The following is a 13,587-nucleotide window of genomic DNA, read 5'->3' on the forward strand; positions in this document are numbered from 1 at the left end:
AGCGATAGCAGCGTGCCGGAGGCCTGTCCGGCGGGCAACTCGGCAACCACTCGAACGAGTTGGAAGTGATTTGCAGGGTTGCAACCACTTGCGGCAGGGGTGCAGGGTTGCAAATCAAGTGCTCCGTCGTCGAGTGCTCACCTCCGTCCTGACGTGCCCTCCAAGGGGGATGCCCGTATGCCCGAAGTGATCGCACAACTCAACTACCCCACCACCACACGATCCGTGGGACGAGCCCGCGCGGACTGTCGGGACCTTCTCGTGTCCTGCTGTCTCCCCGAGGCTCAGGACTTCGTGGACGACATGGTGCTCATGGTCAGCGAGTTGATGACGAACGCCGTTACCCATGGGCGCGTACCCGGCACGTCTGGTCGGCAGGTCCGCATGGCCATCGAGAAGACGGGCGACGTCATTCGCGTCGAGGTGCGGGACACCCAGAACGACAAGCAGCCGCGCCTGTGCGAGACGAGCGAGGGCGCCGGCGGCAGGGGCCTCGTGCTGGTCGACGCCCTGTCGGACGCCTGGGGCGTGAGCCCGGAAGTCATCGGAAAAACCGTCTGGGTTGAGAAGAGGCTCGAACGGTGACGCTGCTTGCCGGTTCGGGGGGTGTGGTTCTGTGGGGCCTTCTGGTCCTGGGCGTTGCTCGCGCCGCGCGTACGCGTCCGCCGCAGCGGGACGGGTTCAGCGCGCAGGCGCCCGACCTCGGCGAGGCCCCACGGCAGCCGGACCCGTACGTGGGGCCCCTGTTCAGCCCTGCCAGGGCACGTTGGTATCGCTGGTGGAGGTGTTCGGAGCGCCAACGAGCAGAGAGCGGACGAGGCTTGCCACTCCTCGCCTCCGAGTCGTGCTGGGAGCCTACGGCCCGGCCCTCGTTCCGCGAGGGGGTGGCAGCGCGCAATGAACAGCTTGAGGACGTAGGTGGCTTGGTGCGGTTTTACGTCATGGTGCACACGGCGGAAGAACGGCGATCACGCGCAGTGCCCACCGAGCGCGAGAGCGAACCTGCCTCGGTCGGAAAGTCACTGGCTTCCCGGTCCCCCTTGCGGTGAGATTTCTGACGTGACGCTTCACAAAGATGAGATCCCGGTCGACGAGACGCTGGTCCGGTCATTGCTGAATGCACAGCGCACAGAGTGGGCCGATCTACCGTTGTCGCCCGCAGGTGCGGGCACGGACAACACCATGTACCGGCTGGGCGATGATCTGCTCGTGAGGCTTCCACGAACTGCCGACAAGGGACAGTCCGTGCGGAAGGAACAGGAGTGGCTTCCTCGCCTGGCGCCCCTCCTTTCACGTCCGATCCCCCAGCCCGTCCACGCGGGGGCACCAACCGACGCCTTCCCCCTGGTCTGGTCGGTCTACCGTTGGATCGACGGTGCCGAAGCCGGCCCGGGCACCGTCCAGGACTGGGCCGCCTTCGGAGTCGACCTGGCGGTGGTCGTGCGTGAACTCCACGGCATCGACCTCATGGGAGCGACACGCGCAGATGGGCTCAGTTGGTACCGCGGAGGCGTCCTGGGGCCCTGCGACCAGTGGATCGCCAGGTGTATCGACGATTGCCGAACCACCCTGGGCTCTGAGCTCGACGTTGACTCTCTGGAACGGCTGTGGCGAGCCGCGCTCGCACTGCCCGAGGCCTCAGGACCTCACGTATGGCTGCATGGTGACCTCAAACCGACCAACCTCCTGGTCCGGGACGGCAAGCTCCACGCAGTCATCGACTTCGGAGGACTTTCGGTCGGCTTTCCCGACGCCGAGCACTCCACGGTCTGGGACCTGCCGCCACAGGCACGGCAGGCCTACTGGGACACCTTGAACCTCGATGATGTGACCTGGACCCGTGCCCGCGCCTGGGCGATCGCGGTGGGTGTCAGTGGTATCTCCTACTACTGGCACACCTTCCCCGCCTTCGTCGCCGAGTGCCGGGAACGACTTCGGGCAATCCTCGCCGACGCCGCTGCGCGGTGAGTGGCCCACCGTCCGGGAAGTAAGAGGGGGCGCCCGGTGACCAGCACCGGGCGCCCCCGTCATTCATACGGGCTTCTGAGTCAGAGCTTCTCGATCACGTAGTCGACGCACTTCGTCAGCGCCTCGACGTCCGCCGGGTCGATCGCCGGGAACATCGCCACGCGGAGCTGGTTGCGGCCCAGCTTGCGGTAGGGCTCTGTGTCGACGATGCCGTTGGCGCGCAGGACCTTGGCGACGGCGGCGGCGTCGATCTCGTCCGCGAAGTCGATCGTGCCGATGACCTGGGAGCGCTTCGCCGGGTCGGTGACGAACGGGGTCGCGTGCTTGGACTCCTCCGCCCAGCTGTACAGACGGGTCGAGGAGTCCTTCGTACGGGCCGTGGACCACGCGAGACCGCCCTGGCCGTTGATCCACTCCAGCTGCTCGTTGAGGAGGAACAGGGTGGCCAGCGCCGGGGTGTTGTACGTCTGGTTCTTGCGGGAGTTGTCGATCGCCGTGGGGAGACTGAAGAACTCCGGGATGTGGCGGCCCGACGCGTGGATCCGCTCGGCGCGCTCGATCGCGGCCGGGGAGAACACGCCGATCCACAGACCGCCGTCGGAGGCGAAGGACTTCTGCGGGGCGAAGTAGTAGACGTCCGTCTCGGCGATGTCGACCGGGAGACCGCCGGCGCCGGAGGTGGCGTCGACCAGGACCAGGGACCCGGAGTCCGCGCCCGGGACACGCTTCAGCGGAGCCGCGACACCCGTCGACGTCTCGTTGTGGGTGAAGGCGTACACGTCGACGCCCGCCTCGGCCTGCGGCTCGGGGTGCGTGCCCGGGTCGGAGGAGATGACGGTGGGCTCGCCCAGCCAGGGGGCGAGCTTCGACGCCTTCGCGAACTTCGACGAGAACTCGCCGAACGTCAGGTGCTGCGACTTGTTCTGGATCAGGCCGTGCGTCGCGACGTCCCAGAACGCGGTGGAACCACCGTTGCCGAGGATGACCTCGTAGCCCTCGGGAAGCGAGAACAGCTCACTGATGCCCTCGCGCACCTTGCCGACCAGGTTCTTCACCGGGGCCTGGCGGTGGGAGGTACCGAGGAGGGAACTACCGGTGGCGGCCAGCGCGTCCAGCGCCTCCGTCCGCACCTTGGAGGGGCCCGCGCCGAAGCGTCCGTCGGCGGGCTTGATGTCAGCGGGGATCTGGATGTCAGCCACGGGCGCGAGCCTAGCGGCTCCGTGAAACCTGGGCGAAATGTCGTCCGTCGGATGAGACGGCGGTCCATGGGACGGCGGTCAACGCGTGTGCGTGCTGTCCGTGTCGTCGTCCGGGTCGATGTCCCGGGCCCGGTCGCTCATCTGGTCCCAGAAGCGGCGCATGCCGGCCATGGGCACCCTGCGCTGCCAAGCGGCCTCCCGGCGGAACCGCAGGGACGCCCACGCCCAGGGCTGCCACTTCTTCAGCAGGTCGCGCTGGTGCAGGCAGAAGACCTCACTGAACTCCATCCGCAGGTTCTCCACCTTGGCCGGATAGGGGCACATCTTCATCCGGCACTCGTCCGTGCAGCTGGAGCCGGGCTGAGACGCCCGTTCCGCCCCTCGGACAGGGTTCAGCCGAGTGCGGTCCTTCTGTACACAGGAGGGCAGTTGGGACGGCTCGCGGGAACGGAGTTCCAGGATGCGGAACAGGTCCTTGGGCCGGTACGAGCGCTCGCCGAGCACCAGCAGCAGGAGTACGTCCGCCAGCAACTGCTGTGCCGTGGGGTCCAGGGTGCTCCACCCGGTGGACGGCGGTATCCACAGGTTGTGGGCCCGCTGCTCCCCGGGCAGCCCGACCTCGGTGCCGATGCAGGAGGCCAGTGCCGCCTCGTCGATCCACAGGAACCGCTCGGGCCGCCGGGTCTGCAGGGCGCGTACGGCCAGCTTCGCGGCACCCTCGACCAGGGGGTGCTCCGCCCGGTTGCCCTCGCCCAGCGCCAGCCACTCCTTCACCTGGCCCCTGGGATCCGACCCGTGGCCCCGGATCGGCTGGGCGGCGTTGACGTCGTCGGGCAGGCTCCACAGCGTCAGGGCGTGCAGAAGCGTCAGGCGCGTGTACCAGAACGTGCTCTGGGTCAGCAGCTCCTGGGCCTGCTTGACGAGGAACTCGCGGGCGCTGCGGTTGGACCGGGGGCCGGGCCGTCGGTTGGCGGCGTACTTGAATCCCTGGGCCAGCGCCACTCCCAGGCCGATGGGGGCGCCGGGGCCGTCCGGAAGGATCTCGTCGCACGGTCTCTCCCCGGTCGCCACCCTGACCCAGTTGGCCAGGTCGTCGCGGGGACTGCCGAGGTGACGGGACATCATGGAGGAGTCGACCAGCAGCGGAAGCAGCCAGGCCCGCATGGTGTTGCAGGCCCAGTTCCCCTTCTCCTCCAGGGCCTCCTCCTCGGCGCTCCTGCGTTCCTTGCGTTCCCTCTCCTCCGCCAGGTCCCGCTGCGACCGGCCGTCGTTCCTGCCCGCGTCGTCGGGGCAGGACTTCATCTCCTGGCCGTTGCACCGGCGTCGGGTCACAAGCGCCGCGCAGGGCGCGGAAAGTCTGTCGCAGAGCGCCTGGTACGCGGGTTCGCCACCCGCCCCGATCTCCTTGACGAGCGCCTCGCGCACCCCGCGGTCGGTCTCCTTGCGCCCGATCCGGTACAGGACGCCGTACGGCGGGTACGCCGGGTGCTCGTACTCCGGGTTGCGGCTCTGGGCGGCGGCCACCCGGCGTACGGCCGTCCCGCACTGCCTCACCAGGGCGAGCTTCGCCTCGCGCAGCCTCGTGGGGTCCTCGTCCTGGCCCAGACGTTTCCAGTCGTCCAGGATCTCCGAGATGAGGTCGTGCTGCTTCGGGGCGGATCCCACGCTGTCGATCTCGACGGCGGCGCCGTAGATCTCGAGCGACCTCAGCCGCGGACTGCCACGCTCATCGGGCTCCCCGTTGCCGGCACTGGTCTCTGTGAGTTGTTCGGCGATTTTCCGCGCGCGTTCCGCGTCGGTCAGCAGGTTCTTGGCCTGCCGTTTGAGTAGCTCGCACATCAGGTAGACGGGGCATGGCGCCTCGCCCGCCGGGGCCTCCCGGCAGGTGCATCTCCCCTTCTGCGACCGGGAGTACAGCGTGAGAGCGATGAGCAGTTCCCGTCCGCCCCGCCGCAGAGCCCGGGTGAGGTGGGTGGCCGGCGTACCGTCGACCGCCGAGTTCTCGAACATCTTGTCGAGGAAGCGGGATCCGAGGTAGGCCTGCACGATGCTGTGCTGGAAACGGACCTTGTCACCGTCCTCGTGGACCAGCCCCATCCGGGTGCCCCAGGTCGCGGCGATCCGGACGTCCACCCTGGGGCCCATCCACCAGTCGGCGCCGGTCCCCGTCTCCTGGCAGGGGTGTTCGCGGCCCGGCCGGGACGGTGTCCAGCGCAGGTCCGTCATCCGCTGGTCCAGTTTCCGCGCGACGCGCCGGTTCCACTCCTGGTCCGAGGTGAGGTCCGCGAGGTTGACGTCGGCGCTGTCCGAGGCCAGGCCGATGCACGCCAACGCGGAGACGTACTCCACGACCGCGAGCCTTGTGTCGTGGTCGATGGGCAGTTCGGGGTGGACGTCCCCGTCGACCAGCGCGTGGATCCACGTCTCCATGAGTTCCGCCCGCAACTGCCAGCTGTCATGGAGCTGGAGGTCCAGATCCCCGCCGCCGGTCCACAGGGGTTCCAGCAGGTCCTTGCTGTGCAGATCCTTGGCGATCTTGAGGTAGATGGGGGACTCCGCCATGTTGGTGGCTTCCACGATCCGGTCGAGCAGGGTCGGATCGGAGCGCCAGCTGCCACTGCGGGCGATGTAGCGCAGCGCCGCCTCGTTGCTCAGCGGCTCCAGTTCCGAGACGGCCGCCTGCATCGCGCGCAGCGGGTCGTGCGGCCGGGAGGCGATGACCAGCGGCAGCCCGTCCTGGCCGGCCCTGCGTATCGCGTCCCGGATCAGGTTGTCGCGCCGGCCGCTCAGGTGGTCCTGGCCGAACGCCTCTTCGAGTCCGTCCGCGAGGACCACGATCCGGTCGGCGCGCTGCCTGAGCCACTTCCAGATCCGGTCGATCTCGCCCTCCGACCGCACCTTCGACCCCACGATGTCGCGGAAACGCGCGAGCGCCATCTCGTCGAAGTCCAGCTTCTCCTCGCCCTGGGCGTCACGCAGCCGGATCGGGATGGGGACGGCCCCCGCGGCCGCGAGTTTCTGCGCGAGCCGAACGAGCAAGGCCGTCTTGCCGACACCGACGCCCCCGACGATGACGTGGGGCCGTCGGACCTTCTTGTCGCCCAGGTTCGTCATGATGGCGTTGCAGAGCTGGTCGCGTCCGACGACCTCGCCCATCAGACTGCCCGCGGTCTGCACGAGCCGGCCGGGCTCGCGCCTGGCCTGGTACGTACAGAACCGGCGGACCTGCCACAGCCGCCAGGACAGGAACAGCAACGTCGAGGCGGCGAGTACGAGTACGGGCATGACGACACCGGAGATGGCGTCGCACGCGGCGGCGTTGTCCTTCTTGCACAGCTCCTGTGGTCCGAAGCTGTCCACCAGCCACTTTCGTCCGGTGAGGTCCAGCACCGCGACGAAACACCAGACGAAAAGTCCCGCCGTCAGCAGGGCCACCACCCCGACCAACGCGGTCGTCAACGGCGGATTCCACCACCGTCTCGGGCGAGTGACACCCCGCCGGATCAGCCACCGGCTGCGGAGACGCCAGAAGGCGGCGACGAACGGGCGTCGGCCGTGTGCCCACAGCTCCCGGAGGGGGCCTCCCTCCGGCGGGCCTGTGACGACCCTGACCCTGCGCTGGTGGAGTTCGTATCCCATCGACGACCACCACTCCTGGAGGGATCATCCCTTTTCCCAGTGCACCAGCCCCCACCTGTCCCCGCCACCCGGCGGACAGGGCGCGCCCCCGTTCGAAAGTGTCGTGAACCTGATCCCCGTCCCTTGGCAAGTACTGGGTGAACCCTGTCCAATCCCCGTACCCCTCCGACGACACGGACCGTCCATGACTGATTCCCTCTGCCGGCCCTCCCAAGGGGCCGGTGCGGAGGCGGACGCCGTGCTGATCGCGGCGTCGCTCGACGAACCGGAGCGCTTCGCGGCGCTCTTCGACCGGTACGCGCCCGCCATCCATCAGTACGTCGCCCGGCGGCTCGGTCATGACGCGGCCGACGACGTCACCGCCGAGACCTTCCTGACCGCCTTCCGGATACGCGCCCGCTACGACAGCGAGCGCGCCGGTGTCCGCCCCTGGCTGTACGGCATCGCGGCGAAACTGATCAGCCGGCATCGCCGTGAGGAGGTGAGAGCGCTGAAGCTCCTCGCCCGTACCGGACACGACCCCGTGGCCGAGACCTGGACCGACTCGGCGGACGACCGGGTCGCCGCGCAGGCCGCCTCCCGGCCCCTGGCCAAGTCGCTGGCCAGGCTCTCCGAGGGCGACCGGCACGCACTGCTGCTGTTCGCCTGGGCCGAGTTCAGCTACCTCGAGATCGCCGAGGCGCTGGACATCCCGGTGGGCACCGTCCGCTCCCGGCTCAACCGGGCCCGTCGCAAGCTGCGCGCGTCTGCCGGTGCGCACAGCCCCTTCAGCGAAACGTTCGAACCGCACGCACCCGAAGGCGACCTCACATGAACGACCTCTCCGAGTTTCCCGAAGTCCCCGCACTGCGTGAGATGCGTTCCGACGTGCCCCTGCCCACCCCTGAACACCTGGCTCGGCAAAGGGAGTTGCTCACGGCGGCGTTCCGTGAGGAGACCGTCGTCGGAGCGGGCGACGGGGTTGTCCGTACGCCTCTCTCGCGGCGTCGTCTCGTCCTCGTGGCCGCCGCGGTGGTCGCGGGACTCGCGGTCACCGGTGGCGTCGTCGCGTCCCTGGTCGACGACAGCTCCCGCACGGCGTCCCCCGCCGCGCGACTTCTCTCCGCGCGGGCCTCCGCCGACACCCTCGAACTGGCGGCGGCCACCGTGGAGAAGCTCGGCGCGAACGAACCCGGTCCGAAGCAGTGGGTCTACGAGAAGAGCACCGGCTTCGGCAGCAACGGACCCCAGTCGCAGGAGCAGTGGACCCGCTGGGACGGCACCGGCGGCGCCCGCCTGCCGGGCATGCCGCCCTCGGGGCACTTCGAGGACTTCGACCCCGACAAACTCCAGGTCTGGTACGGCCCCAACCAGGAGGAGAAGTGGAAGAAGGAGGGCTACGACGACCGGTCGCAGCGCCAGTTCTACCGCTTCCTGGCGACGCTCCCCAGCGATCCGGACCGCATGATGAAGCGCATCCGCCAGGAGCACGCCATCGGCGACATCCCGGGTGAGACCCAGGCGGAACGCGACTGGCGGGAGATCGACGTCCTCTACCGCTCGGTCCTCATCCCGCCGAAGGTCCAGGCGGGCCTGTTCCGGGCGCTCGCCAAGATCCCCGGCGCACGGGTCGAGAAGGGCGTCGAGGATCCCCTCGGACGCCCGGCCATCGGGGTGACCGTGACCTACCCCGAGCGGACCGCTTCCGGCAGCAAGGGCAAGCAGGAGATCTTCTTCGATGCCGAGACCTACGCCTATCTCGGCGAGGCGATGGACACCGGGCAGGACGGGGACCAGGACCCCGGGTACATCACCGCCCGGGCCGCCTGGGGCGTCGTGGACAAGCCCGGGGAACGCCCCTGAGGCACGGGTCCGGAGGACGGGTCCGGAGATGGGCCTCAGGTCGCTGCGACGCCCAGCGCCGGCGTCGGCGTGAACCGCACCGGGAGTTCCACCAGCCCCCGCAGCCACGGGGATTTGCGGCGGGCCAGGGTCGCGGCGGGGACCGCCAGGTCGATGTCGGGCAGGCGGTCCAGGACCACCTCGATGCCCGTCCTCGCGATGACCTCCGCGACCTCCTGCGCCGGGAACGGGCACCGGTGTTCCCCGTGGCCGAAGGAGAAGTGGGCGTTGTTGCCGCCGGTGAGGGCGGAACCGTCGGTGCGTACCTGGGGGTCGGAGTTGGCGCCCTGGAGGCCGAGGAGGAGCAGGTCGCCCGTACGGATGTGCCGGCCGCCGAGGCGGGTGTCGCGGGACGCCCAGCGGCCCGGCATGGTCTGCACGGGCGCGTCCTCCCACAGGACCTCGTTCATCGCCTCGGCGACACTGCTGCGGCCGCCGAAGAGGGAGGCCGCGAACCGTTCGTCGGTGAGCATCAGGCGCAGCGAGTTGCCCATCCAGTGGGCGGTCGGGTCGTTTCCCGCCGCGAGCATGATCATCAGGTCGTGGGTGATCTCCTCGTCCGTGAAGCCGTACGGGTTCGCGAGCATGCGCGACACGACGTCGTCCGAGAGGCGTTCCTTGCGGGCGGCCAGCAGGCGGCCCATCGACGCGATCAGGTGCTGCTGACCGGCCATGCCGGTCTCCTGCCCGTCGGTCATGGCGAGGGCGGCGGTGACCAGACCCGGCCCGTCCTCGTCGGCGAAACCGAAGAGCCGCGCCATGACCCGTACGGGCAGCCGCATCGCGTACTCCTGGACGAGGTCCGCCTCGCCCCTGGCGCAGATCGAGTCGATCAGCTCGTCCGCGAACTGCTCGGTGTACGCCCGCAGTTCGACCGGATCGGCCTCCTCCAGCGCCCCGCCGACCATCGCGGCGCGCTGCCGGTGGCGTTCGCCGACGGTGTAGAGGATCGAGGGCTGGCCGCGGCCGATCATCGGCAGGTGCGGCCAGTCGGCGGGGATCTTCTCCCACTGGTTCCACAACCCCGAGTCCCGGCTGAACAGTTCGGCGTCGCCGGTGACCTGATGGAGTTCGCGGTAGCCGATGACCAGCCACGCGGGTACGTCCCCGTCGAGCAACACCGGTGCCACCGGCCCGTGTTCGTGCCGCATCTCCCGGTACAGCCGCTCGGGATCGGTGCGCGACCGGGGGCCGTTGAGGGGGACATGGGCGGCGGTCACCGGGGCAACTCCTCGTGGGGCTCGTCGAGTACGGGCATTCGACCATCGTACGAACCCGGATGCGCACCCCGATGTGAGCCCGAACGCGAGCGCTGGTGGCGGTGCTTGGCGTGTTCCACGAGTGCGATCAGCACCCGCTTGCTGGAACTCCGCAGGCGCGCGTCGCAGTGCACGAGCGGTACGTCGGGGTCGAGGTCGAGCGCGTCGCGGACGGCCTGGGGGGCGAAGTCGGGGCCGCCGAAGTCGTTGCGGGCCACGACGAACGGGGTGCCGTGCCGTTCGAGGCGGTCGATGGCGTACCAGGAGTCGTCGAGGCGGCGGGTGTCGACGAGGACGACCGCGCCGAGCGCGCCGGAGAACAGCCGGTCCCAGAGGAACCAGAAGCGTTCCTGGCCCGGCGCGCCGAACAGGTACAGCACGTTGTGCGAGTCGAGCGTGATGCGGCCGAAGTCGAAGGCGACGGTCGTCGCGTTCTTGTCGCGGACCGCGCTGATGTCGTCGACGGTCTCGCCGGCGTGCGTCATCGTCTCCTCGGTGCTGAGCGGACGTATCTCGCTCACCGAACGCACGAGGGTCGTCTTGCCGACCCCGAAGCCGCCGACGACCACGATCTTCAGCCCGTTGTCGGCGGAGGCGTGGAGGGGCGGCCTGGACGTACGCGGGTCCGGGGCCGGGTCGGCGTCGGGGTCGGCGGCTTCCGCCGGGTCAGAGGTTTCAGAGGTTGCGGAGTCCAACGAGCACCTGCTCCAGGATGTCGGGGTCGGTGATGGCGGTCCGGCGCGGATGGCGGGCGCTGACGTGCCCGGTGGCGAGGAGGTCGGCGAGGAGCACCCTCGTGATGCCCACCGGCAGCCGCAGCACGGCGGCGACCTCCACCACCGCGGTGGGCCGCTCGGCGAGCCGAAGGATCGCCGCGTGCTCGGACTGCATCCCCGGCACCGGATCGCTCTCGGCGACGACCAGCGTCACCAGATCGAACGGACTGTCGGGCGCGGAGCGGCTGCGCCCTCCGGTGAGGGTGTAGAGCCGGTCAGGAGAATCGTCCCTTCCCGGACGGTTCCCCGTCTGTCCTCCTACCGGTCCCCCCGTCTGTCCCCCGGGTCGACTCATGCCGTACGGGGGTGGCCCGCTCGGGGCTGGGCGCGCAGATGCTCCCCGAGCTGCTCGACGAGTTCGCTCATGTTGTGGCCGACGAGCCCGGCGTCCGCGTCCTCGGCGGTGACGACGGCAAGGTGGGCGCCCTGGCCCGCCTCGACGATGAACAGCACCCCGCCGTAGAACTCGGTCATGGCGGACCGCACGCCTCCGCTGCCGTCCCCGAACTCCACGGACGCGCCGTGCGACAGCGACTGGATCCCGGCGGCGATGGCGGCGAGCTGGTCCGCCTGGTCGACGGACAGCTCCGGCGTGCGGCACAGCTTCAGGCCGTCCCGGGAGAGCACGAGCGCGTGCCGGGCCCCCGGGGTGCGCTCAAGCAGGCCCTCGATGAGCCAGGTCAGCTTGTCGTCGGCGGTCGTCGGGCCGGGGCCGAGGCCAGTACCGGTGCCGGTCATCAGGTGGGGTCGCCTTCCGGGTGGGAGGTGGAGGTGGGGGGTGGGGACGGCACGGCTTCCGAAGGGGGCGTGGGTGTGGGTTCCGGGGTCGGGTTCGGACTTGAGATCGAACTTGGGTTCGGACTTGGGTTCGTGCTGCCCTGGAGGGCCGCCTGGTCCGGCTGGATGCCGCGTACCGCCTGCCGGAAACTCCCGAAACGGGCCACACGCGCGCGCGTGTCGTCGGGTTCGGGGTCGGGCGGGGCGAGCGGGATGGAGAACCTTGACTCGTCGGCCCCAGCCGCTCCCCGGGCGCGTTCGGCCTCGGCGAGCGTGCGTCCCCGGCGCCGCTGCGGCAGCCCGACGGGCGCTTCCGGGCCGTGGCTCTCCGAGGACTCCGGCGCCTGTCCGGCGCGGTCGGGGGACTCGTGGGTGGGCACGGGGTCCGGGTCCAGGTCACCGGCGGCGGCGCGGGCGGCCGCGTACGACTGTGCCGGACGCGAGTAGGGCTGGGGCGGGGACTGCTGCTCTCTGTGGGGCCGGCTCGCGTACGGCTCCTGCTGGGGCGGTTGCTGTGCGGAGGGGCCGTCCGTGTTCGGCACCTCTGCGTTCGGCCCCGCCGGGTACGGGTTCTCCGGGTACGGGTCCTCCGGGTACGGCCAGTCCGCGGGGGCCTCTTCCGCGTACGAAACCCGCGGATCCCGGTCCAGGTCCTGATCCTGGTCCCCGGAACGGGCCTCCCAGGGCTCCCCGGGGGTGGGCACCGGAGCCGTGGATGCCTCGGCGACCGGCGGCACCACCCGCACCGGCGAGGCGGGCGGTGCCGGCGGTGCCGGCGGTGCCGGCAGCGGCTCCGCCGTGACGGCCTCCCCGGCCAGGATGTCCTGCGGGATCAGCACCAGGACGCCGGTGCCTCCGCGCGCGGAGGGGCGGAAGGAGACCTTGAGGCCGTACTTGCGGGCCAGCCTGCCGACGACCGAGAGGCCGAGCCGGGTACCGGTGAGACCGCCGAAGTCGGTGTCCTCGCCGGAGACGGCCCGTTCGGCGCGGCGCAGTTGCACCTCGCCCATGGCCAGGCCGCTGTCCTCCACGGACACGATGACGCCGGCGGGGACCTCCTCGACGTAGACGCGGACCTCGGCGGTCGGCGGGGAGAAGGTCGCGGCGTTGTCGAGGAGTTCGGCCAGCGCGTGCATGACGCCCTCGGCGGCGTGTCCGGCGACGGCGGCGCCGCTGGCGGAGTGCACGCGCACGCGTTGGTAGCCGCTGATGCGGCCCATGGCGCCGCGCAGGATCGACTCCATGACGATCGGGCGGGCCCAGCGGCGGCCCGAGCGGGCGCCGGCGAGGACGGCGATCGAGTCGGCGAGACGGCCCGCCTGGGCGGTGCGGTGGTCGAGGTGGAGGAGGTCGGCGAGGACGTCCTCGTCCGTGTGCCGGTCCTCCATGGCGCGCAGGTCGGCGAGGGTGCTGGTGGCCAGCGCCTGCATACGGCCGGCCGCGTTCGCGGTGGCCGCGAGGGCCGCCGCCCGCTCCTGGTGGGCCCGGCGCAGCTCTTCGGCGAGGCGGTTGTTGTCCTCCGTAAGGAGGTTGATCTCGTAGGCCTTCTCCCGCTGGAGGCGGGTGAACTCGTGTGCGGAGGCCTCGGTGAGGCGGGCGCGTTCGCGGGCGAGATCGGCGGACACGCGCGCGTGTTCCCGTTCCAGGTCGGCGGTCACCCCGGCCCGTACCTGGTTGAGCTCCTCGGTGAGGCGGGCCCGGTCGTGCAGCAGGCGGCCGGCGTCGTCGGTGACGGTCGCGAGCTGTCGGCGCAGCAGCCGGGAGGACCTGATCCCGTGGGCGGCGACGGTGACGGCCGCGCACAGCAGCAGCGTGGCGACGGCTCCGCCCAGCGTGAGCGGGGTGCGCGCCCCGTCCGGCGCCCGGGCGACCGCGCCGGCCAGCGCGAGCGCGGCGAGTACGGCGGTGAGCAGCGGGGCGGTCAGGAGGGCGCGGTAGGCGGGGCGTTCGCCGGGTTGGCGGGGCGCGGTCATCAAGCGGTCCTTGGTCGGGTTCTCGGTCGGTGCCTCGGTCGGTCCTCGACTGTGTCCTCGGTGCTGCCGGCTGCGATCGATTTGTGAGCGTGATGTGACTGATGGTGCTCAACTA

11 protein-coding genes are annotated in these 13,587 nt (G+C 70.4%); 4 read left to right on the forward strand and 7 right to left on the reverse strand.

What is annotated here, in order from left to right; all coding sequences use genetic code 11:
- Positions 1 to 177 precede the first annotated feature (177 nt).
- Together PV396_RS26920 and PV396_RS26925 are read left to right on the forward strand one after the other, a co-directional pair.
- Positions 178 to 585 (forward strand): ATP-binding protein, encoded by a 408-nt coding sequence (locus PV396_RS26920; RefSeq protein ID WP_416071480.1) that lies wholly within the window; start codon positions 178 to 180, stop codon positions 583 to 585.
- A 474-nt stretch (positions 586 to 1,059) separates the two neighbouring features.
- Positions 1,060 to 1,968, forward strand: coding sequence for an aminoglycoside phosphotransferase family protein (locus PV396_RS26925; protein WP_319208774.1), 909 nt, complete (start codon positions 1,060 to 1,062; stop codon positions 1,966 to 1,968).
- 80 nt (positions 1,969 to 2,048) lie between these two features.
- Here PV396_RS26925 and serC read toward each other — a convergent pair whose 3' ends face one another.
- Together serC and PV396_RS26935 are read right to left on the reverse strand one after the other, a co-directional pair.
- Positions 2,049 to 3,167, reverse strand: coding sequence for a phosphoserine transaminase (serC, locus tag PV396_RS26930; RefSeq protein WP_319208775.1), 1,119 nt, complete (start codon positions 3,165 to 3,167; stop codon positions 2,049 to 2,051).
- 78 nt (positions 3,168 to 3,245) lie between these two features.
- Positions 3,246 to 6,626 carry an NACHT domain-containing protein gene (locus PV396_RS26935; RefSeq protein WP_319208776.1) on the reverse strand — a complete coding sequence of 1,127 codons (3,381 nt, stop codon included), beginning with the start codon at positions 6,624 to 6,626 and terminating at the stop codon, positions 3,246 to 3,248.
- Between the two features lie 364 nt (positions 6,627 to 6,990).
- Here PV396_RS26935 and PV396_RS26940 point away from each other — a divergent pair, with 364 nt between their 5' ends.
- Together PV396_RS26940 and PV396_RS26945 are read left to right on the forward strand one after the other, a co-directional pair.
- The gene (locus tag PV396_RS26940) at positions 6,991 to 7,620 is read left to right on the forward strand and encodes an RNA polymerase sigma factor (RefSeq protein ID WP_319208777.1); all 630 of its coding nucleotides are present in this window, start codon (positions 6,991 to 6,993) and stop codon (positions 7,618 to 7,620) included.
- Positions 7,617 to 8,648, forward strand: a complete 1,032-nt coding sequence (locus tag PV396_RS26945) for a CU044_5270 family protein (protein ID WP_319208778.1) — start codon at positions 7,617 to 7,619, stop codon at positions 8,646 to 8,648. The genes PV396_RS26940 and PV396_RS26945 overlap by 4 nt, the downstream gene beginning before the upstream one ends.
- A gap of 35 nt (positions 8,649 to 8,683) precedes the next feature.
- Here the strand turns inward: PV396_RS26945 and PV396_RS26950 are convergent, their stop codons facing one another.
- The 5 genes from PV396_RS26950 to PV396_RS26970 are packed head-to-tail and all read right to left on the reverse strand — an operon-like array spanning position 8,684 to position 13,472.
- Positions 8,684 to 9,907: a cytochrome P450 gene (locus tag PV396_RS26950; protein WP_319208780.1), complete on the reverse strand. Its 1,224-nt coding sequence runs from the start codon at positions 9,905 to 9,907 to the stop codon at positions 8,684 to 8,686.
- Complete coding sequence (locus PV396_RS26955) at positions 9,904 to 10,641, reverse strand: GTP-binding protein (protein WP_416071481.1); 738 nt, start codon at positions 10,639 to 10,641, stop codon at positions 9,904 to 9,906. The genes PV396_RS26950 and PV396_RS26955 overlap by 4 nt, the downstream gene beginning before the upstream one ends.
- Positions 10,622 to 11,017: a DUF742 domain-containing protein gene (locus PV396_RS26960; RefSeq protein WP_319208782.1), complete on the reverse strand. Its 396-nt coding sequence runs from the start codon at positions 11,015 to 11,017 to the stop codon at positions 10,622 to 10,624. The genes PV396_RS26955 and PV396_RS26960 overlap by 20 nt, the downstream gene beginning before the upstream one ends.
- Positions 11,014 to 11,460, reverse strand: a complete 447-nt coding sequence (locus tag PV396_RS26965; protein ID WP_319208784.1) for a roadblock/LC7 domain-containing protein — start codon at positions 11,458 to 11,460, stop codon at positions 11,014 to 11,016. Before PV396_RS26965 ends, PV396_RS26960 begins: the two co-directional genes overlap by 4 nt.
- On the reverse strand, positions 11,460 to 13,472 hold the full coding sequence (locus tag PV396_RS26970) for an ATP-binding protein (protein WP_319208786.1): 2,013 nt from the start codon (positions 13,470 to 13,472) through the stop codon (positions 11,460 to 11,462). The genes PV396_RS26965 and PV396_RS26970 overlap by 1 nt, the downstream gene beginning before the upstream one ends.
- Positions 13,473 to 13,587 lie beyond the last annotated feature (115 nt).

It is taken from the genome of Streptomyces sp. ME02-8801-2C (assembly GCF_033793965.1).
Lineage (GTDB): Bacteria > Actinomycetota > Actinomycetes > Streptomycetales > Streptomycetaceae > Streptomyces.

Bases quoted from the DNA above. Each gene is read 5' to 3' on its own strand.
- PV396_RS26965 (WP_319208784.1), bottom strand. From the start codon at position 11,460: ATGACCGGCACCGGTACTGGCCTCGGCCCCGGCCCGACGACCGCCGAC.
- PV396_RS26945 (WP_319208778.1), top strand. From the start codon at position 7,617: ATGAACGACCTCTCCGAGTTTCCCGAAGTCCCCGCACTGCGTGAGATG.
- PV396_RS26920 (WP_416071480.1), top strand. From the start codon at position 178: ATGCCCGAAGTGATCGCACAACTCAACTACCCCACCACCACACGATCC.
- PV396_RS26960 (WP_319208782.1), bottom strand. From the start codon at position 11,017: ATGAGTCGACCCGGGGGACAGACGGGGGGACCGGTAGGAGGACAGACG.
- PV396_RS26940 (WP_319208777.1), top strand. From the start codon at position 6,991: ATGACTGATTCCCTCTGCCGGCCCTCCCAAGGGGCCGGTGCGGAGGCG.
- PV396_RS26970 (WP_319208786.1), bottom strand. From the start codon at position 13,472: ATGACCGCGCCCCGCCAACCCGGCGAACGCCCCGCCTACCGCGCCCTC.